The 22,176-nt window shown below is 38.2% G+C and carries 21 protein-coding genes, 6 tRNA genes, 1 other RNA gene and 1 riboswitch; of the genes, 11 read left to right on the forward strand and 17 right to left on the reverse strand.

Going from position 1 to position 22,176, the window contains the following annotated elements:
* Positions 1-123: 123 nt before the first annotated feature.
* A complete protein-coding gene (locus F960_RS09280; RefSeq protein ID WP_004863140.1) occupies positions 124-588 on the forward strand; it encodes an Lrp/AsnC ligand binding domain-containing protein in 465 nt (154 codons plus the stop codon).
* Between the two features lie 128 nt (positions 589-716).
* On the opposite strand, the gene ribB is transcribed toward F960_RS09280, so the two are convergent.
* Positions 717-1,376, reverse strand: coding sequence for a 3,4-dihydroxy-2-butanone-4-phosphate synthase (gene ribB, locus F960_RS09285; RefSeq protein ID WP_004863143.1), 660 nt, complete (start codon positions 1,374-1,376; stop codon positions 717-719).
* 92 nt (positions 1,377-1,468) lie between these two features.
* A riboswitch (FMN riboswitch) is annotated at positions 1,469-1,621 on the reverse strand.
* A gap of 321 nt (positions 1,622-1,942) precedes the next feature.
* Here ribB and F960_RS09290 point away from each other — a divergent pair.
* Positions 1,943-2,332 (forward strand): hypothetical protein, encoded by a 390-nt coding sequence (locus F960_RS09290; RefSeq protein WP_004863146.1) that lies wholly within the window; start codon positions 1,943-1,945, stop codon positions 2,330-2,332.
* Between the two features lie 147 nt (positions 2,333-2,479).
* Here F960_RS09290 and panD read toward each other — a convergent pair whose 3' ends face one another.
* The 12 genes from panD to F960_RS09350 form a co-directional block, all read right to left on the reverse strand.
* Positions 2,480-2,860, reverse strand: coding sequence for an aspartate 1-decarboxylase (gene panD, locus F960_RS09295; RefSeq protein ID WP_004722504.1), 381 nt, complete (start codon positions 2,858-2,860; stop codon positions 2,480-2,482).
* A gap of 155 nt (positions 2,861-3,015) precedes the next feature.
* Positions 3,016-3,594 carry an aminoacyl-tRNA hydrolase gene (gene pth, locus F960_RS09300; protein WP_004863150.1) on the reverse strand — a complete coding sequence of 193 codons (579 nt, stop codon included), beginning with the start codon at positions 3,592-3,594 and terminating at the stop codon, positions 3,016-3,018.
* A gap of 20 nt (positions 3,595-3,614) precedes the next feature.
* Positions 3,615-3,911, reverse strand: coding sequence for a 50S ribosomal protein L25 (rplY, locus tag F960_RS09305; protein WP_004863154.1), 297 nt, complete (start codon positions 3,909-3,911; stop codon positions 3,615-3,617).
* A 101-nt stretch (positions 3,912-4,012) separates the two neighbouring features.
* Positions 4,013-4,966 (reverse strand): ribose-phosphate pyrophosphokinase, encoded by a 954-nt coding sequence (locus tag F960_RS09310; protein ID WP_004863157.1) that lies wholly within the window; start codon positions 4,964-4,966, stop codon positions 4,013-4,015.
* A 35-nt stretch (positions 4,967-5,001) separates the two neighbouring features.
* Positions 5,002-5,076 (reverse strand) — tRNA-Gln (locus F960_RS09315).
* Positions 5,077-5,167: 91 nt separating this feature from the next.
* A tRNA-Gln gene (locus F960_RS09320) sits at positions 5,168-5,242 on the reverse strand.
* 27 nt (positions 5,243-5,269) lie between these two features.
* A tRNA-Gln gene (locus tag F960_RS09325) sits at positions 5,270-5,344 on the reverse strand.
* A 27-nt stretch (positions 5,345-5,371) separates the two neighbouring features.
* Positions 5,372-5,446 (reverse strand) — tRNA-Gln (locus tag F960_RS09330).
* A gap of 34 nt (positions 5,447-5,480) precedes the next feature.
* A tRNA-Gln gene (locus tag F960_RS09335) sits at positions 5,481-5,555 on the reverse strand.
* Positions 5,556-5,559: 4 nt separating this feature from the next.
* The gene (ispE, locus tag F960_RS09340; RefSeq protein WP_004863160.1) at positions 5,560-6,387 is read right to left on the reverse strand and encodes a 4-(cytidine 5'-diphospho)-2-C-methyl-D-erythritol kinase; all 828 of its coding nucleotides are present in this window, start codon (positions 6,385-6,387) and stop codon (positions 5,560-5,562) included.
* Positions 6,388-6,401: 14 nt separating this feature from the next.
* Complete coding sequence (lolB, locus tag F960_RS09345) at positions 6,402-7,016, reverse strand: lipoprotein insertase outer membrane protein LolB (RefSeq protein WP_004863163.1); 615 nt, start codon at positions 7,014-7,016, stop codon at positions 6,402-6,404.
* An 8-nt stretch (positions 7,017-7,024) separates the two neighbouring features.
* On the reverse strand, positions 7,025-8,716 hold the full coding sequence (locus tag F960_RS09350; protein WP_373429811.1) for a tetratricopeptide repeat protein: 1,692 nt from the start codon (positions 8,714-8,716) through the stop codon (positions 7,025-7,027).
* Positions 8,717-8,815: 99 nt separating this feature from the next.
* Between F960_RS09350 and hemA the strand changes: the two genes are divergently transcribed.
* Positions 8,816-10,105 (forward strand): glutamyl-tRNA reductase, encoded by a 1,290-nt coding sequence (gene hemA / locus F960_RS09355; RefSeq protein ID WP_004863168.1) that lies wholly within the window; start codon positions 8,816-8,818, stop codon positions 10,103-10,105.
* Positions 10,106-10,358: 253 nt separating this feature from the next.
* On the opposite strand, the gene F960_RS09360 is transcribed toward hemA, so the two are convergent.
* Both F960_RS09360 and F960_RS09365 read right to left on the reverse strand, forming a co-directional pair.
* Entirely contained in the window at positions 10,359-12,251 is a 1,893-nt protein-coding gene (locus F960_RS09360) for a DNA primase (protein WP_004863171.1), read from the reverse strand.
* A 426-nt stretch (positions 12,252-12,677) separates the two neighbouring features.
* Positions 12,678-13,718, reverse strand: coding sequence for an outer membrane protein assembly factor BamD (locus tag F960_RS09365; RefSeq protein ID WP_004863174.1), 1,041 nt, complete (start codon positions 13,716-13,718; stop codon positions 12,678-12,680).
* Positions 13,719-13,789: 71 nt separating this feature from the next.
* Between F960_RS09365 and rluD the strand changes: the two genes are divergently transcribed.
* A complete protein-coding gene (rluD, locus tag F960_RS09370) occupies positions 13,790-14,842 on the forward strand; it encodes a 23S rRNA pseudouridine(1911/1915/1917) synthase RluD (protein ID WP_004863177.1) in 1,053 nt (350 codons plus the stop codon).
* Between the two features lie 39 nt (positions 14,843-14,881).
* Here rluD and F960_RS09375 read toward each other — a convergent pair whose 3' ends face one another.
* Complete coding sequence (locus tag F960_RS09375) at positions 14,882-15,643, reverse strand: DUF4882 family protein (protein ID WP_004863180.1); 762 nt, start codon at positions 15,641-15,643, stop codon at positions 14,882-14,884.
* Positions 15,644-15,824: 181 nt separating this feature from the next.
* On the opposite strand from F960_RS09375, the gene pgeF reads away from it, so the two are divergent.
* The 3 genes from pgeF (at position 15,825) to F960_RS09390 (ending at position 19,995) form a co-directional block, all read left to right on the forward strand.
* Complete coding sequence (gene pgeF / locus F960_RS09380) at positions 15,825-16,565, forward strand: peptidoglycan editing factor PgeF (RefSeq protein WP_004863183.1); 741 nt, start codon at positions 15,825-15,827, stop codon at positions 16,563-16,565.
* Between the two features lie 402 nt (positions 16,566-16,967).
* Positions 16,968-18,350: a hypothetical protein gene (locus F960_RS09385; protein ID WP_020846892.1), complete on the forward strand. Its 1,383-nt coding sequence runs from the start codon at positions 16,968-16,970 to the stop codon at positions 18,348-18,350.
* Between the two features lie 346 nt (positions 18,351-18,696).
* Complete coding sequence (locus F960_RS09390; protein WP_004863189.1) at positions 18,697-19,995, forward strand: hypothetical protein; 1,299 nt, start codon at positions 18,697-18,699, stop codon at positions 19,993-19,995.
* Positions 19,996-20,077: 82 nt separating this feature from the next.
* Here the strand turns inward: F960_RS09390 and smpB are convergent, their stop codons facing one another.
* On the reverse strand, positions 20,078-20,554 hold the full coding sequence (gene smpB, locus F960_RS09395) for an SsrA-binding protein SmpB (RefSeq protein WP_035372820.1): 477 nt from the start codon (positions 20,552-20,554) through the stop codon (positions 20,078-20,080).
* A gap of 156 nt (positions 20,555-20,710) precedes the next feature.
* Here smpB and coaD point away from each other — a divergent pair, with 156 nt between their 5' ends.
* The 4 genes from coaD to F960_RS09410 all read left to right on the forward strand — a co-directional run bounded on the left by coaD (position 20,711) and on the right by F960_RS09410 (position 22,014).
* Positions 20,711-21,202, forward strand: a complete 492-nt coding sequence (coaD, locus tag F960_RS09400; protein WP_004863195.1) for a pantetheine-phosphate adenylyltransferase — start codon at positions 20,711-20,713, stop codon at positions 21,200-21,202.
* Between the two features lies 1 nt (position 21,203).
* Entirely contained in the window at positions 21,204-21,467 is a 264-nt protein-coding gene (locus F960_RS09405) for a YfhL family 4Fe-4S dicluster ferredoxin (RefSeq protein WP_004863198.1), read from the forward strand.
* A 26-nt stretch (positions 21,468-21,493) separates the two neighbouring features.
* An RNA gene (gene rnpB / locus F960_RS21545) (RNase P RNA component class A) lies at positions 21,494-21,871 on the forward strand.
* A 66-nt stretch (positions 21,872-21,937) separates the two neighbouring features.
* Positions 21,938-22,014 (forward strand) — tRNA-Met (locus tag F960_RS09410).
* Positions 22,015-22,176 lie beyond the last annotated feature (162 nt).

Consider the following 22,176-nt stretch of genomic DNA (forward strand, 5'->3'; position numbering starts at 1 on the left):
AGGTTTTTAGTTGATTTAACTAGTATATTTGCAATTAAATAGTTTATTTAACTGATTTACTGGCTATAATTTAGGTAATTCAATAGTTTTATCTCGTAAAAATTCTAAAAATAGGAAATAAACATGCGCAAGCTTGATCGTACAGATTGCATGATTTTGGATATTTTGCAAAAAGATGGGCGGATCGCAATCAGTGAGTTGGCGGCCAAAGTGAACTTATCTACCACGCCATGTTCAGAGCGTGTGAAGCGTTTAGAAAGAGATGGTATTATCACAGGCTACTATGCGAGGCTCAATCCTGCACTGGTCGATCGCAATTTATTGGTATTTTTGGAAATCAAACTTTCTGCAAAATCAGGCGATGTTTTTGATCAAGTTGCCAAGAGCTTGACCGAAATTCCTGAAGTTTTGGAATGTCATTTGATCTCTGGTGAGTTTGATTATCTGGTCAAAGCTCGCTTAAAAGAAATGGGCGCTTATCGTCGTTTATTAGGGGATTTGCTGAAAAAATTACCTGCTTCAGCCTCATCACATAGTTATGTGGTCATGGAGGAAGTAAAAGAAAGTCTGTATTTAAAAGTGGATTAAGTTTTCACAAAATAGTACTCATTGATCCTCTAAAAAAATCAAGCCACATGAATGTGGCTTGAAAGTTTTAATAAGATCGTGCTTGGGACTAAAATGAGTATTCGTTCGCAAGCATGTCGATCAAAGCTTTAAATATTGTGTTTTAAACGATATTGAACAAGTTCTTCAATGGTAATCACTGTCAAATGATGAATATCTGCATAAGCCAAAACTTGGATACCAGATGCCATTGAACCGTCAGGATTAGTCACTTCGCATAGGACACCAGCAGGTTTCAGGCCAGCCAAACGTGCCAAATCAATTGAAGCTTCGGTATGACCACGACGAGTCAATACACCACCATCACGAGCACGTAAAGGAAAAACATGTCCGGGGCGGTTGAGATCAGATGCAACAGCACCATCTTTTATCGCAGTTTTAATGGTTGTTACACGGTCTTTGGCTGAAACACCTGTAGTAACACCTTTGGCTGCTTCGATAGTGACAGTAAAAGCGGTATGAAAATGACTTGAATTGTTTGCCACCATCGGTGGAAGCTCTAAATGATCAGCAAGATTTTCATGTAGACACAAACACACGATACCAGAACCATCACGAATCATACGCGCCATGGTTTCTACATTTAAAGTTTCGGCTGCAACAATCAAATCAGCTTCATTTTCACGATCAAAATCATCCATAACCAAAACAGGTTTGCCTTGGCGGATATCTTCTAAAGCTTGTTGAATACGTTGATCAGCAGGGGATAAAGCTGAAAAGAAAATTTCTGGTTGAATTAAACTAGACATTGAAACGCTCGCGTAAAAGTGAAAATACGATTGAACATTTCAGGACATTTTGAAAATAGGCGTTCGAAAATAAGCAAAAGTTATTTTTGAGATGTCGTCTTCTTTCATCCGGACTATACCGTCGGCTTTGGAATTTAACCAAATCTGCCAATCACATGATGATCGGCTCGTGGGCTACAGGATAAAAAGCAAAACTTTTTTCCATTTACCACCGGTGGGGAATCACACCCCGCCCTGAAGCGATGCATCCATTATAGACTGATTCAAACAAAAAAATAGACTTTCTCTAGCAAGAATAGTGTGATTATTATCATTTTTTATCATATAGAGAAAATCGATAAAATTTTTTAAGATGGTTTTAAACAATAATTATCTTCAAGAAAAACTTTAAAATGAAATGCACCATTTTATCTTTGGTAAAACTAATCAAATGTTAAACATCAAATTTTGACAACAAAAAAAATGAAAAATTTAGAATATATGAAATGTATAGCTATTGAGTTGTCATAAAAATATGGTTAAATTACACCCACAATAGATTTAGAATAACTTAATAAGGTTAACTTATGAATAAACTTTTAAAAACTTTGGCATATTCTGGTTTTATCAGTGCAATGTTGTTTAGCCATGCAAATGCTGCAACGCCATTAACAGGATTGTGGGAAGAAACCATTATTTCTGACGACTATGATTCTGATGACAAAGATCAATATTATATCAGTAGCTATGGTGAACAAATTCTAATCAATAGCGTAAATTATCCAGATTATGCGATTGGTCAGGTAAAACAAGAAGGTAAAAAACTGACCTTTACTATGGTTAATTTGGTTGATCCAGAAGAGACTTATATTTTGAACTATACATGTAATGAAACAGTACGTGCTAAAGAAATGAAATGTAAATTTGTCAATCAAAAAGACGAATCAGAAGATAATATTATCTGGAAGAAAAAATAATATAGCGAGTTCCTTCTTCCTTCGGGAGAAGGAACTCCATTGTGAAATATATTTTAAACTAAAATCTATTTATCCAAGTGATCTATTATTTTCTACATAAAAAAGCTCGCAAATGCGAGCTTTTTTGATCTAGTTTGCAACTAGATTTTAAGCAACTTGTACAGGAATACAGTTTGCTGTGTGATTTACTGTATTGTCTGGATTTGCATAAACAAGGCGTGGTTTATGTGCATCAGCTTCAGCATTGGTAAAATCACCAAAAGTTGCGATGATCATCAAATCACCAACATCTGCTTGAAGGGCTGCGCCACCATTGACTGAAATGATGCCTGAACCTTCTTCACCACGAATTGCATAAGTCGTGAAGCGTTTACCATTGGTCACGTTCCACATATGAATTTCTTCATATTCGCGGATACCAGCTAAATCCAATAGGATGCCGTCAATTGCACAAGAACCTTCATAATGTAATTCTGCTTGTGTAACAACACAACGGTGGATTTTTGCTTTTAATAAACGAGATAGCATGCTTGCGTCTCCAGAGTAGCCCATTACGATTGTTATTTAATGGTGATTGAACAATTTTCAATAGGGGGGATGCATTTGAAAGCGCATTTTGCTCTTAAAAATTCATCAATGCAATAAAAATTGTTTAACAAAGAATGTTTTTTTCACCGATTTGATCACGGTTTATAAGCATTAATATGATTCATAGCTTGCTGAAAATCACCATTGACCAGAAGTTTGATCTGACCTAAAGCATGGTGAATAGCATCATCCATTAATGTTTGTTCACTACTTGGCGCTTTACCAAGAACGTGACCAGATACGCGATCTTTTGAACCGGGATGACCGATACCAATACGTAAACGATGAAAATTTGCACCTGTATGAGGGACAATATCGCGAAGCCCGTTATGTCCACCGTGACCACCGCCAGTTTTTAGACGGATCACACCCGGATTCATATCGAGTTCATCATGTGCGATGAGCATCTCTTCAGGTTTAATTTGATAGAATTTTGCGAAGGGAACAACACTTTGACCGGATAGGTTCATAAAGGTTGTCGGTAATAACAGACGAACGTCTTGTCCTTCAATCTTACCACGACCGCTAATGCCTTTATATTTCGGATCAGCTTTGAGGGAAATGCCATATTGTTCTGCAAGGCGTTCTACGAACCAGAAGCCTGCATTATGGCGGGTTTGGGCATATTCAGAACCTGGATTACCCAAACCTACAATTAGCGAAAGTTTTGACACTAATTTACACCATTTTTAACTTATGCGCGTTTGAAGTCAGCGTGCATAGGTGTGTTTTTAGCAGGGTGACGTTGTAAAGCTTGGATTTTTACGCTTTCAACTTTACCAGCAACGTTGATTTCAACAACTTCTTCAAAGAATTGGTTGTTTTCAAGTGCTTTAACAAGCTCACGCAAATGAAGTGAAACAGCTACAGGTTCAGCTTCACCACCGTAGATGATCGCTGGAACTAGGTTTTCACGACGAAGGCGGCGGCTCGAACCTTTCCCTTGGATTGCTTCTTCACGTGCTTCTGCATTTAATACGAAGTTTGCCATGATGACATTTCCTCATTAAGTTTTTAAGTAAACTGAACTCTCGACCAGTTCAGTGATAGAAAGCCCCGTCATCAGACAGGGCTTAGAAAAATTTCGGGCTATTATAGATAAGAATCGAACATAGCGCTAATAGATTCTTCGTTATTAATACGTCGAATTGTTTCAGCAACCATGCTAGCAACGGATACTTGACGGATTTTGCCAAGTTCAAGTGCTTCTTGAGATAACGGAATCGTATCTGTAACAACAAGCTCATCGATAACTGAATTTTTCAAATTATCTAAAGCTTTACCTGATAAAACTGGGTGAGTTGCATACGCAACAACTTTACGCGCACCAAATTGTTTAAGTGCGTCAGCAGCTTTACATAGTGTACCTGCTGTATCAACCATATCATCGACGATAACGCAATCACGATCTTTCACATCACCAATGAGGTGCATAACTTGTGATTCATTCGCTTTTTGACGACGTTTATCAATGATGGCTAAATCAATATCACCCATTTGTTTTGCAACTGCACGTGCACGAACCACACCACCTACGTCAGGTGAAACCACCATAAGGTTGTGATGCGATTGTTGACGAAGGTCAGCAAGCAAAGCAGGAGTACCGTAGATGTTATCTACAGGAATATCGAAGAAACCTTGGATTTGGTCGGCGTGCAAGTCGATCATCACAACACGGTCAATACCGACAGTTGTAAGCATATCTGCTACAACTTTTGCAGTAATTGGAACACGAGTCGAACGCGGACGACGGTCTTGACGGGCATAACCAAAGTAAGGAATTACAGCGGTAATACGACCAGCACTTGCGCGGCGTAATGCATCTGCCATAACCAAGATTTCCATAAGGTTATCATTGGTTGGCGCACATGTTGGTTGTACGACAAATACGTCTTTACCACGTACGTTTTCAGTAATTTCGACAGTGATTTCACCATCAGAGAATTTACCTACAGACGCAGCTCCCAAAGGGATATGCAAATGGCTTACGACTTTTTGGGCGAATTGTGGATGAGCATTTCCACTAAAAACGACAAGATTGGGCATGAAGCACCCTTGGCGGTTGGCATGTTTGAAATAGATGGCAGGGGCGGCTGGATTCGAACCAACGGATGCCGAGATCAAAACCCGGTGCCTTACCACTTGGCGACGCCCCTAATGCGGCAGAACTTTAATATTTTTACTGTATTTTGTCAAGGTAAAATTGACTGTAAAATAAAGTAAGTTGTTCTGTCTTTTTTCTAGAAATGGCAGGGGCGGCTGGATTCGAACCAACGGATGCCGAGATCAAAACCCGGTGCCTTACCACTTGGCGACGCCCCTAAATTTGATGTGTGTATTGAATTTAAATGGCAGGGGCGGCTGGATTCGAACCAACGGATGCCGAGATCAAAACCCGGTGCCTTACCACTTGGCGACGCCCCTAAATTTGATGTGTGTATTGAATTTAAATGGCAGGGGCGGCTGGATTCGAACCAACGGATGCCGAGATCAAAACCCGGTGCCTTACCACTTGGCGACGCCCCTAAAATTTAATACATACATCTACAGATGAAATTGATGGCAGGGGCGGCTGGATTCGAACCAACGGATGCCGAGATCAAAACCCGGTGCCTTACCACTTGGCGACGCCCCTAACATTAAACTTTGAAATGATTTAATGGTGATTCATTTAAACTATTGACCAAGTAAGCTTTACAAGGTGAATTTTTTAAAATCTCATCAGTATTCATATCATCGTTTATTTCAATAAAAACACAAGCACCTGTACCTGTAAGTTTTGCAACACCGAACTGATCTAAATATTGCATCGCTTCATCTACTTCTGGATATAAACTTCGTGCCAGAGGCTCAAAATTATTTCCAAAGCTAGAAGGCTTTAACTGATAGGCGCAAAATGTAGTGGTCTTCGTGTTTCTTGTCAATGTTTTTTGCGAAAAAAGTCGTTGAGTGCTGATAAAACAATCAGGTTTTAACACAATGTATTGTTTTTGATCTAAGTCTATGAATGTTAAGTGTTCACCAATCCCTTCAGCCCAAGCATTGCGTCCATGAACAAAAATGGGTACGTCCGCACCCAGTTTGACACCGAGTTCAGCCAATTGTTCAGGATTTAAACCGCACTGCCAAAGTTGATTGAGCACGATCAGTGTGGTTGCAGCATTTGATGACCCCCCACCCAAACCTGCGCCCATTGGTATATTTTTTTCTATAGAAATATCTAAACCAGTCACTTGTTTTGCATAAGGCTTCAACATTTCAGCTGCACGAAAGATCAAGTTTTGTTGCAGATTGACTTCGTTTAAGCCCAAAATCGTGATCTCATTTGTATCGTTTGGGCTAAATTCTAACCAATCATACAGATCAATCAGTTGAAATATACTCTGCAATTCGTGATAACCATTTTCACGACGACCTGTGATATGCAAAAACAAGTTTAATTTTGCAGGTGAGGGTGCTCGAATCATGTTTATATTTCAACTTAACGATTTTGAATGACCATTGTAACGCGATTTTCTGCACCTGATTCAAGTGCTTGTTTTAAAATCAACTTGTTTGGCAAAGTCTCTTTGTCGTTATAGCTTAAATCGACAGTCCAACCATCTTCTTCAATTTTACTGATCCGATCAGCATCATCTTTGGCGATTTTTGCATCAGTCGTTGCAGGACGTGCTTGAACCCAAGACACGATATCGGTGATCGGAGCAACCCAACCTGTAGCACGTTCTAGCAATTCTTCAGGTGATTCAGCTTGGATCAGTCCTGTTTTTGAACTATTAAGCGTAACTTCGCCTGATTTTCCTTCGATAATGGTTTTACCAATACCTAAAATGCCTGAGAGTTGAATGTCAAAATCTTCATGGTCTTGCTGCCAAGTAAAAAATGCACTACCCGATTGTTTTGGGGTTTTGACACCAATTTTGCCTTGTAGATTGAACTGATTGGATGGTGCAGTAGCAGTCCCCGCTTGATTTTGATCTGATGGAGTCTCAGACAATGTTGGCGTGGTTGCAGCAGGTTTAACCACTTGCTGACATCCTGTAAATGCAAGGCTCAAGGTTGCAGTTAAGGCAAAAATAGATTTGCTCAGACGCATAAAATCTTTTAACTCTTTTTAATGTGTGTGGGTAATAATAGTGAATCTAATTGATTCAATTGCGGATCATTTGGATGATTTTGTTTCAGTTGTTGTAACACTTCATTAAAACTGCTCATATCACCCAGCATATACAACGCTTTGGCATAACGTACGCCGATACTTGCACTTGGACTAAGCATGTAAGCTTTTTCAAGGACACGCGATGCAGTATCAAAATCATTTTGTAAAAAAGTGATGTAGCCCAAAGTATCTAAAATAGAGGCTTGATCTGGCGCATTTTCTAGCGCATGTTCGGCATATTTTCTCGCTTCGCCCAAACGTCTATTTTGTAGTGCGAGGGTATAGGCATAGGCATTGAGATAGGTCGGACTATTGGGTTCTAGCTGTAAAAGTTCTCGAAGTGCTTTATCAAGTTTGTCTCGATCTTGAAATGGATCAAGCAGTAAAACTTCCGAATATAACAACTCTGGATCATCAGGATTATTTTTTACTGCTTCATTTAATAAACTCAAAGCTGCTTTTTTATTGCCCATTTTCTTTAAAATCTCGGCTTGAGCTTGATAGAGAAAACTTGCATGTTGCGGATAGTTGACGCGTTCTTGGGTTAAAAAACGCAAAGCATCATTTAATTTGTCTTGACGATCAAAAATACTGATCAAATTTTTACGAGAAACGGTGTAGAGATTGCCATCAACCAAGCGATAATAGGCTTTGGCTGTTTCATAATGCTGTTTGCGCTCGGCATTGACCGCAAGATAATAATAAGCTTCATTTTGATATTGAGCAGAATAACGCAAATCCACCAAATAATGCTCAGCTTGATCATAGCGCTTTAAATCAATACTGGTCAGTCCTGCGATAAACAACGCTTCGTCAGCATCTGGCCATGTTTTAATGATCTTTTCGAGTTTGCTTAAAGCCAGTTCAGGCTGATTGGTTTTTACCAAATAACGGGCTTCTGCAAGACGTACATCGAGATTGTTTTTATTTTTGCGACTGGCATATTCAAACCATTTTTCAGCCTCGTCTTGGCGTCCAAGTGCAATCAGTAAATTGGCTTTCATTAAAATAAAACCAGTGACTTTTGGTCTTTTTCTCAAAGCCTTATTGACTGTGGTCAGTGCTGTTTCCAAGTCATCATTTTGCGCTTCTAAACCTGCGATAAGGGCCAAAATCGAAGGATTATTTTTTTCTTTACTGGCTTTGAGGGCTTGCAATAAATTTTCACGATCTTCTTCTGAGTCAGGTGAAATTCCCTCAATAATCTTGTCCAATTCTGCATTGGGATCAATATTTAATATACTGTCTAGCGTTTCTGCGGCGAGATCATATTCATGTGTTTTGAGTGCAATATGCGCCAAATAAAACTTTGCAGGCACATCCTCTGGCTCTTGTACCACCCAATGTGTTGCGATATTTAAAGCCGCATTTAGGTCGTTTTGCTCAAGCGAAACGTTGAGCGCTCTTTGCTTTATCGTAGGTGAATTGCTGTGAATTGCGAGAACAGTATAATTGTGAATCGCGTTGGGAATATCGTGATATGCTAGTGAAAACTCTGCAATAATACTTTGTTTTAATGGGTCATATTTTGGATTTACGTGAAAAATATCTCCAGATGCCCGAAGATGAGCACTAGATGCTATGCTACCGACAAGTAAGAATGTGGTAGAATAGTGTTTAATAGTCATGCCGTGCATACGGCTGTAGTTTAAACGCAATTTTTCTTTATCCAAGTAATGCTTTTTATGACACCGTTGTTGCACAATAGCATAAATTTAGCGAAATGATGATCTGATATGTCTTTCTTTGCATTGGGTGTCAACCATCAAACTGCTTCTGTCGAACTTCGCGAGCGTATAGCCTTTAACCCTGAACGGTTAAGCGAGGTTTTGTCGACTCAAAACCACAATCCAGATCTACATGATATGGTGGTGGTTTCAACCTGTAACAGAACAGAAGTTTATGCCATGGCTGAAAATGCTGATATGGTATTAGATTGGCTCGCCCGTTCAAATGGTATTGATGTAAAACAATTATTAAATCATGTATATCGTTATGAAAATGCAGATGCGATCACGCATTTGATGCGCGTAGCGAGTGGCTTAGATTCTCTAATGCTCGGTGAACCGCAGATTTTAGGTCAAGTCAAAACAGCTTTATCTTTGGCAAAAGATGCACATGTGGTGTCCCCACATTTAAACCGAATTTTTGATTATGTCTTTTATGCCGCAAAACGAGTGCGCTCGGAAACTGCGGTGGGTAGTCATGCTGTTTCTATGGGTTATGCAGTTGCACAATTGGCACTGCAAGTCTTTAGTCAGCCAGAAAAATTGACTGTTATGGTGGTTGCAGCCGGTGAAATGAATAGCCTCGTTGCAAAACACTTAGCGGAAATGGGTGTAGCAAAAGTGTTGATCTGTAACCGTGGTCATGAGCGTGCAGAAAAACTCGCTCAAGAAATTGCACATCGTGTTGACGTTGAAATTATCCCTTTTCATCAGCTTGCTGAAAACTTATATCGTGCAGATGTTATTTCCAGTTGTACAGGCAGTTTGCATCAGGTCATTTCTTTTAACGATGTCAAAACTGCATTAAAAAAACGTCGCTATCAACAAATGTTGATGGTCGATTTGGCTGTACCTCGTGATATAGATTCTAAAGTTGAAAATCTTGATGGCGTGTTTCTATACGGTGTTGATGATTTACAAACCGTAATTGAGGAAAATCTCGCACAACGTCGTCAAGCTGCTGTTGAAGCTGAGGTCATGGTCAATCAGTTGGCAACCCAATTGATGACGCGTCAAAAAGTTCGAGAGGCGGGCAGTACCATTCAAGCATATCGTGAAAAAAGCCAAGAGCAGAGTCAGCAAGAACTAGCACTTGCTATGGAACGAATCCAAGCAGGCGAGGATGCGTCACAGGTCATGCAAGAATTTAGCCATCGTTTGACTCAAAAATTGTTGCATCCAACTTCAATTTTATTGCGTGAAGCTGCCCAAGCTGAAGATCCAACGCATTTTGAATGGCTTCAAGAAAATCTCGATCATATTTTCGAACAAGAAAGAAAGCCAAAAGCAGTGAAATAATGCTTTTGGCATGTTTTAACTGATGTTATACAGGCTAACGTATTTCATTTTTGATGAAATTTTTTGAGCATACAAAGAAAAATTAAACGACAAAACCATCTGTTGGACTGAGAAGATATTTCCATCCACCAATCCAATGGTCAGCATTCGGTCTTTGCCGCACTAGCAAAACGCAAGATGATTTAAATAGCAAAACTATTGAATTTTAATATTTTTAAACAAAATGATCACGAGCGAATGTTTATTTCGCAGATTAACTATGCAGCAACCTTAAACCAATTTTCTTGGTCAATTCATTGAGCTGTTGACGTAGATTACGTGATTCGATCAATGATAATGGTGCTTTAAGTTTCTGTTTTAAATATTTCTCTTGCAAAGCCAAAGCATATTCGGAAGCCAATTTATCTGCCATTTCAGGTGCTTGAGTCAGTGCTTGAATATTGGTTCTTTGCATAATATCAGACAATTCTTGATGAAAACGACTACAAGCCCCAAGCATATAATAGGTTGCCAATTCTTGATCATCAGGCAATTCATCAAAAACTTTATCAAAAGTATTTAAAACTTGTGCAAGCAATTCTTCTTGAGGAATAACAGCACGTAGATTTTCAAAATGAATATATAAAAATGGATGATTCATCAAAATTGCTACAGCAAAATCTTCATCTTTGGTCCGAATATTGAAAGATAAAGATGCATCCAGACTGACTTGAGCTTGCCATTTTTTATTGAACCCCAGTTTCTCACGGAAAAATTGGCGTAATAAATAACGATAAGATCCCTGTTTCGGTAAGAGTTCAGTCAATTGGTTGAGTTCTGCCATGACCTGACTTTTACCTTCTGGGCTCGTCACATCAAATTGTTGGCTGAGTAGCGCAAATACAAAATCAGATAATAGCGGTGCTTGATCCCAAAGTTTTTTAAATGTCTCAATACCTTCGCGGCGGATCAGTGAATCAGGATCGTGTTCTTTCGGAAGTACGAAAAATTTTAACTCTCGTCCATCATTGAGCAAGGGCAGTGCGATTTCTAAGGTTCGTTTCGCTGCTTTTTGTCCTGCAGCATCACCATCAAAGGCAATGGTAATACGGCTATTTTGTTTAAATAAAATATTTAAATGTTCTGTATTACTCGCAGTCCCCAGTGTTGCCACTGCACCATGAATGCCGTATTGCTGTAAGGCAATCACATCCATATAACCCTCGACCATTAACCAGTCTTGAGCACGTTGTTTACGTCCCTCGTATAGGCCGTAAAGCAATTGGTTTTTATGGAACACTTCCGAATCAGGCGAGTTGATATATTTGGGTTTGATTTCATCATTCAGTGCACGACCACCAAAGCCAACCACACGACCTTTTGCATCTCGAATGGGGAAAATTACTCGATCACGTAACAAATCAAAGTCACGACCACTATCACTAGATCGGATCAATCCCAACAATTTTAAACCTTCGATATCTTGGGGGAAGGCTTTTTCTAAATGTTGCCAATCTTCAGGTGCATAACCCAAACGCCAAAATTGTAGTGTTTCTTGGCTAAGCCCACGATGTTTAAAATATTTTTGTGCAGATTTGCTATTTGGGAGTTGTCGTTCGTAGAACTGCGCTACATTTTCCAGTAAATCGTATAGATTACCTTCTTGGCTAAAACTTGGTTCAGCATTTTCAGCCAGATCAAATTGGCTAGGATCAAACTCTTGGTATTGAAAAGCTTCAAATGGATCCGTTTCAAAATTGTTGGTATCCGCTTGTACTGGAGCATTTTCTTGAGCTTTTGTTTCAACTTTTGGCGTAGCTACAACTGGTTTGGCAGATTCTCTTTTATAGGCAAGACGTTTGTTGTCATGATTGTCTTTGGGAAGTTCTATGCCTGTTTGTGACGAGAGGTCTTTCATGACGTCGACAAAATTGCGACTGTCGATATCCATCAGGAAACGAATCGCATTGCCATTGGCCTGACAACCAAAGCAATGGTAGTACTGCTTATCTCGATAAACGTGGAATGAAGGTGATTTTTCTTGATGAAATGGGCAACAGCCCGAATAAGTTCGTCCTGTTTTTTTGAGTTTTACACGCTGTCCGATCAAATCGACGATATCTGTTCGATCTAGGATTTGATCAATGGTATGTTGTGGAATAGCCATACAGTGTAAATATTTCCCAATAAAAATGAAGTCAGTGCTGACTTGAAATTTGCAAATTTGGTCTGAGGTTTATAACGTATTTAATAAATATCAAATAGATAAAGTTAAATAGTAACAGAGTCTTACTGCCGTCACTCAGATGCTGGGATTTACCTTCCGTTGGACCTACTTTTCTTTCGGGAAAAGTAGGCAAAACCATGTCCTTCACAAAACTCCTAACATACCGAAAAATGAAGATCATTATCGCAGAAACAGTTATGAGCAAATAAAGTTTTGACTCAAACAGTTGCGAAGGACACTCCCGTGTATCAGATTTAGGGAGTGGAAAGTACCAAGCTTTTATTAGTGTAGCCTAGTTTCTCGATGAAAAAAATCATGCAATAAAAAAGACGGGTGAAAACCCGTCTTTTCGTCACCTAGAAAATACTACTGAGCGCGTTGGCGATCATTCATACTTTCATTTGAAGGTACATAAGTATCTTTGAATTTTGGTTCAGGAAATGCAGAATTTTCTGATTCAGGTTTATCCAATAAACCAAAACTTACACGGTTCATGAAGCTACGTTTAGGAGCTTTTGATTGCTCAACTGAACTATCTGCATTATTGGCTTCGGCGCTACGACCAAAAATACCCAGTGAAGCACGGTTCCACCAGCTACCTTCTTTACGCGCTGCACGAAGGTTCACAGTACCATTGCCTTTGACTAGATTTGGATAATTAAGCTTAAGCATTTCAGTATATTGATTTGCCATTTCTTTATTGCCCAATTTTTCATAGCCATAAGCCATAGTAGCTAAAGCTTCTGGAATTTGAGGTGTTTGTGGATAATGCTCAACAACCCATTGCGAACGCTCAATCGCTGCAATCCAAGCTTTACGTTTGATATTGAAGCGAGCAGCATTCATTTCACTTTCAGCCAATTCTTGACCGATAAATTTCATGCGCTGAGCAGCATCAACAGAGTATTCACTACTTGGGAAGCGACGGATGAAATCAACAAAGTTTTGATAAGCTGTTTTTAAATAGCTCACATCACGATGCGATTGTTGCAAAGATGTATAACGAAGCAGGCTGTCATACTCTTGCTCCATGTTTGCTACACCTTTGATGTAGTATGCATAATCAACATTTGGATGCTGAGGGTTTAAACGGATAAAACGATCTGCAAGTGCCACAACACCTTCATAATCTTTTTGTTGAAATTTAGTGTAAAGTAATTCTAATTGAGCTTTTTGCGCATATTGACCTGTAGGATAATAGGTATCAATTGCCTCTAAGGCTCTACCCGCGTCGGTATATTGACGTTTATCTAGGGCTGCCATTGCTTTATCGTAATAAACTTGTTCGCTAGATTTTGGTCCAGTGTCAACGACATCTTTTTTTGGATTGCTGCTACAGCCCACTATTAGAGATGCTGCACCCAATGATAGAGCAAGCATCGTAACTTTATAACGTGGTAGCGACATAAAAATTCCTCTGTTAATACGGGCAATAAGCTACAATTGCGCTATTAAACCACTTTTATCTTAATGAGCAAATGACTTCAGCACAAACTTCTAATTCTGAATTTCCTGAAACTGACTTCAATCTACTTGAAGATTCAGAGGATGCAGATAACCATAATTCGGGCATAACTGCAACACGTTTATCGTTGCAATTTCAACTGGATGACAGTTTTCTAGGACAACGTATCGACCAAGTTGCGGCTATGGTCTGGAAAGACTTTTCACGCGAGAAACTCAAACAGTGGATGAAAGAGGGTCATTTGTTGGTCAATGGTAACATTGTCAAGCCAAAGTACAAATGCGAAGGCAATGAACTTTTGAGCTTAGATGTTGAATTACAAGTACAAACAGCTGCTCAACCTGAAAATATTCCATTAAACATTGTTTATGAAGATGACGATATTATGGTCATCAATAAACCGGTCGGTATGGTCGTGCATCCGGGTGCTGGCAATCCAAATGGAACATTGGTCAATGCGATACTTTACCATTTTCCAAAATCATCAGAATTGGCACGTGCAGGATTGGTACATCGTATCGACAAAGATACCAGCGGTTTGTTGGTGGTTGCGAAAAATCTGGAAGCTCAATTTTCACTGAGTAAACAATTGGCAAAAAAATCGGTCTATCGTATTTATGATCTGATTGTTTATGGCAATATCATTGCTGGTGGCACGATTGATGAGCCAATTAAACGTCATCCTGTTGATCGTATAAAAATGGGGGTATTGCCCGGCGGTCGTGATGCTGTAACTCATTATAATGTCAAAGAGCGTTTCCAAAATTTTACCCGTGTGCAAGCACAGCTTGAAACAGGGCGTACACACCAGATTCGTGTTCATTTTACTTATATTGGGCATCCGTTACTTGGTGATCAAGTTTATGTGAGCCGTGTACGTGTGCCAGCTGGTACATCTGAGACTTTAAATGATCAGTTGCGTGGCTTTAGACGTCAAGCTTTGCATGCGTCGAAATTGGGTTTGGTTCATCCTCGTACGGGTGAAGAGATGATGTTTGAAGCACCTTGGGCAGAAGACTTTGCCGCTTTGGTTGAAGTGTTAAGATCTGAAAATCAGGCCTATTAAAAATGAAAAGCCATTCTTATATGAGAATGGCTTTTTTATTTAGTTGCCACAAATATCGGTGGTTCCTGTTGGAAATGCATTGGTAAATTTGGATTTGTCTGTGACAAGTTCCATAGACATTGTTTTGTTAAGATATTGTGAATTTGCTTCAAAACCTTTAATGAAGGCTTGTGGTTGAAAAGTGATTGATTTGAGCTTGGATTTCAAGGAAGTCACGTACCCTAAATTTTTTTTGTTAACTATTAAACCAAGTTGGTTGGTATTTTGGTTGAGATATATACCAATATTTTGGGTTGGCGTACTATCGTAAGGCTGTAAATAACTATAAGTGATTTCATTTTCATTGGTAGATGAATTCTTTTGTATAACCCAGATAAGTAAAGGTTTTTTATAGTTTTGTATATCTGAGTTATTTGCAAATATGGCAGTTATTCCTATAGGATCGTTATTAGCCCCTAGTCCTACTATATTGAAAGTTTTTACGTCGGTATTTGTTTCCTTTAGTTCTTCTGAAATAGTATCTACCCTAAGTTCAAATCCAACTATTCCATTATTTGAAGTAGGTAATAAACCAGTCAATGTTCCATTATTGTTGTTGTATGCACTATGATTTGCTGAATACGTAATGTCTTTAGGTGAGTTTATAATTTTGTAAGTAACTTTTTGACCGATTACTGTTGGAAATTTTTGAGCCGTTGGATTTTCAGGATCATTTATAAATCCTTCAAGGTCATAATTACAAGCACTGTATACATTTCCAATAGTACAACTAAGCAAAGTTGCGAGTAATACTTTATTCATTTCTCACCTTTTTAATAATTTATTAAAATAATATTTAGTTTTAATTTAAAATATGGTTTTTCGATTATCAAAAAACATCATTGTTTGTGAATAATTTGATCAACTTGCAACAAGATATGACCAACCATTTGTGAAAATAGATTTATGATAGAGATAGTCTGAAATTTTAAGGATGATCGACATGCAATTTGTACAAGGATTACCCCAAGGCATCTATGTTGGGCAAACACATATTCAACATCCCCAAGCTTTAGATGCAAAATCACCTGAACTTTCAGGTTTTAATCTCGCTTTGCATGTCAATGACGATCCTGCACGTGTCCAAGCACATCGTATGATTTTATTGGATGAATTTTCACATTATGGTGTAGATAAAATCACATGGATGACGCAAACGCATAGTACGATTTGCCATACGATCAATGATGAAATGCCATTTGAGGCACTTATCGGCGATGGTTTGGTGACACAGCGTAAAGCACATGCTTTGATGATGATGACAGCAGACTGTTTACCCATCGTTTTGGGGAATGCTGAAGGGACTGAAATCGCCAATTTACATGCGGGCTGGCGTGGACTGGCTGGTGGAATTGTTGAAAATACAATCCAAGCAATGCAATCCCAACCAACATGGGCTTGGTTAGGCGTTGCAATTAGTCAGCCATGTTTTGAGATAGGTGCAGAAGTTAAAACGGCTTTTTGCAGTAAATATCCAGCCGTGGAAAGTGCTTTTAAAGCTGGGGAAATTGCTGGAAAATATTATGCAGATTTATATGAAATTGCACGTTATATTTTAAAACAGCATGGGGTGGAAACCGTTTTGGGCGGTGATCAGTGCTCGTATCAACAAGACCAAGATTATTATTCATATCGCCGTGATGCAAAAACAGGTCGGATGGCAACCTTCGTCTTTATGCAATAAATGCTAAGTTAGCTAGAGTTTTTATTTTTAGATATAAGTTATTATTTTCAATAATGTTATTATCGCAGTCCTTATAAGTATAAAGCTACTGGATCTCTATCGGTTGTCGAGTCATTTGACTTGATGACCCAATCAGATCATTCATCGGTAGAAATTACACCACCTCAAAGTGATTTGGATAGGCTAAATGATGGTTTGGTGAATATATTGGGTTATTGTTAAATAAAATTACATAATAATACAAATTAAAATATTATGAATTATTCCTTAAAAGACAATCGCTTTAGTCATAAATAAAAGGAAATTGTCTTAAAAGTCTTAATTCCTTTAAACTTTGCAATTTACTTTTTGATTTGTATTGCATATTTTTTATCCATAAATTAAAAAATATACGAATTTAAGATGATGGATATTCAAGAAAAAATAAAGGATGGTTTTAAGCGAATCATAGTTCTTAGTGGTTTGTTGGCGACTCCGATCATGAGTTTTGCTTATGATGGTAAGTTACAACAGCTTAATGACGCTGAGCTTTCAGAGGTCAATGGACAGGCTCTTTTGAGTTTAAGCTATATAGATCCAAAAGATTCGGCTAATTTAATGCAGGGTAAAGGGATCGGTTTTTATAAGTTAGGTCTAGAAGCAGAATTAGAACTGAATGCAAATATTAAAAAGTTACAACTTGGATGTGGTGGTGTAAATGGGGCAAATGGTTGTGATATCGATATTTCAAATTTAGCATTATCTGGTGCGCCTTCGAGCTATGATTCAAATGGAAATCCTGTTTATGCAAATTCTAGAGCCTCAACAAGTGCGCAAATAAAAAACCCTTTTATTCAATTTGCAATTAAAAATCCAAATTCTGCTTCGACTAGAACAGTGCAAGGGATCCAGCTTAGTGCAGAGGCTATCAATGGCATGTTAACTAGTGGTATTGATAATACAAGTAATCCTCAAGATGGTATTCGCTCATTAAGTGGTTATATGAAAATCGCCCCAACTTCAGGTGTTGCAAAAACAGCTTCAGCTGTTTTTGGTAATAATTCATCGCAAATTTTATCTGGAAATTTAATTATCAACACGATCTGGAATAATGATCGTTCATTTGTAAGTCAACCAGACCAGAGTGAGGGATTAACAATTCCTTCAATGAATGTCCCTTTTTTAGTACCTGAAATTACCATTAATGGTGTAAGGCAATCTCAAGCTGTGGTCAATAATATCGCAGCAACAGTACCTTCGATTAAATTAGATCGAAATAGCGGGAGTATGCAGGTAAAATTAGATAGACCTTTACTCTGGGTGCAAGGCGCTAAATTTTATATGGATTCAGGTTCCTCAATTGATAATTTAAAGATGAATATTACGTTCGAGCAGTCTCTAAATATGATTCATAATATTCCATTACAAGGAACAGGAGCTTATTTGTCATTACAATCAGAAGATATTAAATGGCCAGGGGCGAACGCTGATGATGTTGCTAAAAAAGGATGGTGGCTCTCATTTAAAGATCCAATTAATATTGGTCAGCTGAATCCTTCTAATCCTGTAGATATTTCAGGGGTGCTTCCACAAGTTGCTTCAAAAGTTTCAGATGTGTTGACGGCTAATCCTATATATATTGATTTGGGTTCGGCGATTGGTTCTGCTTTTGGACTACCTATTTATAAAAATGTGGGTTCGATCGATTTAAGTAATTCTGGTGCGGCGAGTTTAACGTTAAAAAATCAGATTCTTCAAAATCAAAATGTTATACCAAACTGTTATGGTGGCTTAAAATTCTGCTAAAAATATCATCCAAAAACCTCCAAATGGAGGTTTTTTTATAATATTTGATGGTTGAGACATATTTAATATTCTTAAAAAAATATATAAAAAATCTGAACAAAAGTCATTTATTTACAAGCTAAATTAAAAATTATTTTATATAATATTTATATTAAAATTATAAAATACAACAAGTTGCAAAAAATTATTTGTATCGTTTATAAATAAATCCAATAAAACTCAAGCACTCAGTTTTAATCCTTAATCAAGCTATTTATAAAATATGTACTCATCATGGTAATGCCATTTAAATCATACAAAAATTGATTGTTTTTAGATCGAAAAATAATTAAATGGATGATTTAAAATGGAATATAAAAAGATAAATTTAGGTTATATAAAATATAGTCTGGCATGTATAGGTCTGACTTTGTGTTCAGAGATATTTGCTGATGTACAGAAGTTACAACAAATGCAAGATGAAGAGATGAGCCAGATTCATGGTCAAGCTTTGATGAGTTTAAGCTATATCGCACCAGAGGATGGCGCAAACAAAATGCGTGGAAAAGGCATTGGTTTTTATAAACTTGGTATCGAAGCCGAAATGGATTTAAATGCCAATATCAAAAAATTGCAATTGGGCTGTGGCGGTGTAAACGGTGCAGGTGGATGTGATATTGATATCGACCATTTTAGTCTGTCTGGTGCGAGTGATACGCGGAATGGACGTGTTGCATCCTCTGCCAAATTTACCAATCCTTTTTTAGAATTTGCGATTAAAAATCCAAATAAGTCCTCAACTCGTGAAGTTGTTGGACTTAGAATAAGTGCAGAAAAAGCCAAAGGTTTGCTCACTTTTGGATTAGAAAATAGCACAGAACCGAATGGTATCAATCAATTTAGCGGATATATGAAAATAAATTCGACTACGGGTACAGGCTATACTGATTCAAGATATATGAAATATTCGGATACCAATCAGACTATTGACGGTAATGTGAGAACCAACTTTTTACTGCTTCCTTTGGTTTTGGGATTTAAATCCAATGATTATAATTTGCTGTTAAATTCGGCATCAGCAGATATTTTTCTAGATGGAACAACGATTGCAGGCAATCGATTGAGCAATGTGAAGTTGAATGGTGTGGCGAATATTAACCAAATTGATTTTCAGGGAAGTTTAGCTGCAAGGCTCAATGCGTCATTTGGGCTTTTGACTTTAAATAAACAAGTCACAGGTAATATCACGGGTTTAAAAGCAGATATTACGGTTGATCAAAACTTAGGATTTATTCACAAAATAAATGTCAATAATCCCATGTCTATTTCTTTGCAAAATCAAAATATTTGGTGGCCTAAAGCAGATGCAAGTGCACGACGTGGTTGGTGGATGGCATTTGATGATGTGCTTGATATTGGCGATGTGTCACCTGCACAGAAAATTAATATTACCAATGATGTTTTAAAACAAGTCGTTGGCCCGATTAGTCAGTTTTTAACGGATAATCCTATCCAATGTGAATTGATCAATTGTATTGGTGGACCAAGTCTTGCTGTTGGAAATATAAATTTGCCGACGACTAGAGTCACATTCCCACTTAAAAACTTACAACTTAAAAATCAAAATTTCGTGCCCAATTGTTATGGTGGTCTAAAATTTTGCTAAGCGATTTATTGTTACGATATGAGTCATTTATAAAAATAAACCTCCAAATGAGGAGGTTTACTGAGTATCTGTTTCGATGCTTTTACTTGTGAAATAAACGTGCTTTATCACGTTGCCAATCACGATCTTTCTCGGTCGCACGTTTGTCATGCAATTGTTTACCTTTAACCAAGGCAATTTCGAGTTTGACCAAACGACCTTTCCAATAGCATGCAAGAGGTACACAAGAATAACCTTTTTGGTTAACAGCACCCATCAATTGTTCAATTTGGCGACGCGAAAGCAAAAGCTTACGAGTACGTGTTGCTTCAGGAACGATATGAGTAGAAGCTGAAAGCAATGGCTGAATTTGTGCGCCGAAAAGATAGGCTTCGCCATTTTTAAAAATAATATAGCTCTCAGTTAAACTCATGCGACCTGCACGTAAAGATTTAACTTCCCAGCCAAGCAATGCCATGCCTGCTTCAAATTTTTCTTCAATAAAATAATCGTGGCGCGCGCGCTTATTTTGCGCAATAGTTCCACCATTATTTTTTTTAACGACTGCTACTTTCGCCATAATCATCAAATTCCAAAGTTATGCTTATTGTGCCCCAAAGTGCGCTTAAGGTGAAGAGTTTTCCTGTTTATCGTTTTTATAGATCATGCTTTTTTACTAAAAAATTAACTTTTTTGTTAAGATATAAGCCTACAAAACTAATTAGAGTATAAATGGATGTCTAAAACTCGTGTCATCTATCCTGGAACTTTTGACCCTATTACAAATGGACATGTAGATTTGGTAAATCGGGCAGCAAAAATGTTTGATGAAGTCGTGGTTGCAATCGCAATCGGACATCATAAAAATCCAGTGTTTAGTCTAGATGAACGTGTCGAGCTCGCAAAAGCGTCATTGGGTCATTTGTCCAATGTTGAATTTGTCGGTTTTGATGGTTTATTGGTCAATTTTTTCCACGAACAAAATGCAACAGCAGTGCTTCGTGGACTACGTGCAGTTTCTGATTTTGAATACGAATTTCAATTGGCAAATATGAATCGTCAATTGGACTCAAAATTTGAAGCGGTATTTTTGACCCCATCAGAACAATATTCATTTATCTCATCAACATTGGTACGCGAAATCGCACGCTTAAATGGAGATGTACATAAGTTTGTTCCACAAGCTGTTGTCGAAGCCTTTAAGCGCAAACATCAACAAGGTTGGTAGAGTGTCTTTATATATAACAGATGAATGCATCAATTGTGATGTATGTGAACCTGTCTGCCCCAATGAAGCTATTTTCATGGGGGAGTTGATCTATGAGATTAACCCAAGTTTATGTACTGAATGCGTTGGGCATCATGATGAGCCGCAGTGTCAGCTATTTTGTCCTGTAGATTGTATTCCGCTTGATCCAAATCATGAGGAATCGCAAGATGACTTGATGGCAAAGTATAAAAAACTGATTGCTCAAAAAAGCGCAAGCAATTAGCTCAAAAATTTGTTAATATTCGCCCCGAAGTGAGCCAGACGATCGCTGCTGTGGAAATCTCCGTGATTGAAGCAGGGGAGGAAAGTCCGGGCTTCATAGGGCAAGGTGCCAGGTAACGCCTGGGCGGCGTGAGCCGACGGAAAGTGCAGCAGAGAGTAGACCGCCTTCATGATCATTTTCTTTTTAAGAAAATGGAAGGTAAGGGTGAAAGGGTGCGGTAAGAGCGCACCGCATGGCTGGTAACAGTTCATGGCATGGTAAACCCCACCAGAAGCAAGACCAAATAGGAATCCTGAGGCACGGCCCGTGCTGGATTCGGGTAGGTCGCTGGAGCGTATGAGTGATTGTACGCCTAGAGGAATGATCGTTCACGACAGAACCCGGCTTATCGGCTCACTTCAAATGAATTTTCTTGTATTTAGTGCTTGACGTATCAGCCTTTACGGTTGATAATGCGCGCACAGTTTTTTGGCTATGTAGCTCAGTTGGTTAGAGCACAGCACTCATAATGCTGGGGTCACAGGTTCAAGTCCAGTCATAGCCACCATTTTTATAGACCACGTTCCAAAACGTGGTCTTTTTTTATTTAAAATAAAGTCAATTTAGCTAAATTCGATCATTTTTATATAATTTTCGGCTTATTTTGCACTATTTCACTTATAGCGATACGTTGATTTAAAGCAGCCATATAAAATTTTATATGATATTA

Source organism: Acinetobacter gerneri DSM 14967 = CIP 107464 = MTCC 9824 (genome assembly GCF_000368565.1).
Classification (GTDB): Bacteria; Pseudomonadota; Gammaproteobacteria; order Pseudomonadales; family Moraxellaceae; genus Acinetobacter; species Acinetobacter gerneri.

Bases quoted from the DNA above. Each gene is read 5' to 3' on its own strand.
- F960_RS09390 (WP_004863189.1), top strand. From the start codon at position 18,697: ATGGAATATAAAAAGATAAATTTAGGTTATATAAAATATAGTCTGGCA.
- smpB (WP_035372820.1), bottom strand. From the start codon at position 20,554: ATGGCGAAAGTAGCAGTCGTTAAAAAAAATAATGGTGGAACTATTGCG.
- F960_RS09375 (WP_004863180.1), bottom strand. From the start codon at position 15,643: ATGAATAAAGTATTACTCGCAACTTTGCTTAGTTGTACTATTGGAAAT.
- F960_RS09290 (WP_004863146.1), top strand. From the start codon at position 1,943: ATGAATAAACTTTTAAAAACTTTGGCATATTCTGGTTTTATCAGTGCA.
- lolB (WP_004863163.1), bottom strand. From the start codon at position 7,016: ATGCGTCTGAGCAAATCTATTTTTGCCTTAACTGCAACCTTGAGCCTT.
- ispE (WP_004863160.1), bottom strand. From the start codon at position 6,387: ATGATTCGAGCACCCTCACCTGCAAAATTAAACTTGTTTTTGCATATC.
- F960_RS09385 (WP_020846892.1), top strand. From the start codon at position 16,968: ATGATGGATATTCAAGAAAAAATAAAGGATGGTTTTAAGCGAATCATA.
- rluD (WP_004863177.1), top strand. From the start codon at position 13,790: ATGACTTCAGCACAAACTTCTAATTCTGAATTTCCTGAAACTGACTTC.
- hemA (WP_004863168.1), top strand. From the start codon at position 8,816: ATGTCTTTCTTTGCATTGGGTGTCAACCATCAAACTGCTTCTGTCGAA.
- F960_RS09310 (WP_004863157.1), bottom strand. From the start codon at position 4,966: ATGCCCAATCTTGTCGTTTTTAGTGGAAATGCTCATCCACAATTCGCC.
- panD (WP_004722504.1), bottom strand. From the start codon at position 2,860: ATGCTATCTCGTTTATTAAAAGCAAAAATCCACCGTTGTGTTGTTACA.
- ribB (WP_004863143.1), bottom strand. From the start codon at position 1,376: ATGTCTAGTTTAATTCAACCAGAAATTTTCTTTTCAGCTTTATCCCCT.
- coaD (WP_004863195.1), top strand. From the start codon at position 20,711: ATGTCTAAAACTCGTGTCATCTATCCTGGAACTTTTGACCCTATTACA.
- F960_RS09350 (WP_373429811.1), bottom strand. From the start codon at position 8,716: ATGCACGGCATGACTATTAAACACTATTCTACCACATTCTTACTTGTC.
- pgeF (WP_004863183.1), top strand. From the start codon at position 15,825: ATGCAATTTGTACAAGGATTACCCCAAGGCATCTATGTTGGGCAAACA.
- F960_RS09365 (WP_004863174.1), bottom strand. From the start codon at position 13,718: ATGTCGCTACCACGTTATAAAGTTACGATGCTTGCTCTATCATTGGGT.
- F960_RS09280 (WP_004863140.1), top strand. From the start codon at position 124: ATGCGCAAGCTTGATCGTACAGATTGCATGATTTTGGATATTTTGCAA.
- rplY (WP_004863154.1), bottom strand. From the start codon at position 3,911: ATGGCAAACTTCGTATTAAATGCAGAAGCACGTGAAGAAGCAATCCAA.
- F960_RS09360 (WP_004863171.1), bottom strand. From the start codon at position 12,251: ATGGCTATTCCACAACATACCATTGATCAAATCCTAGATCGAACAGAT.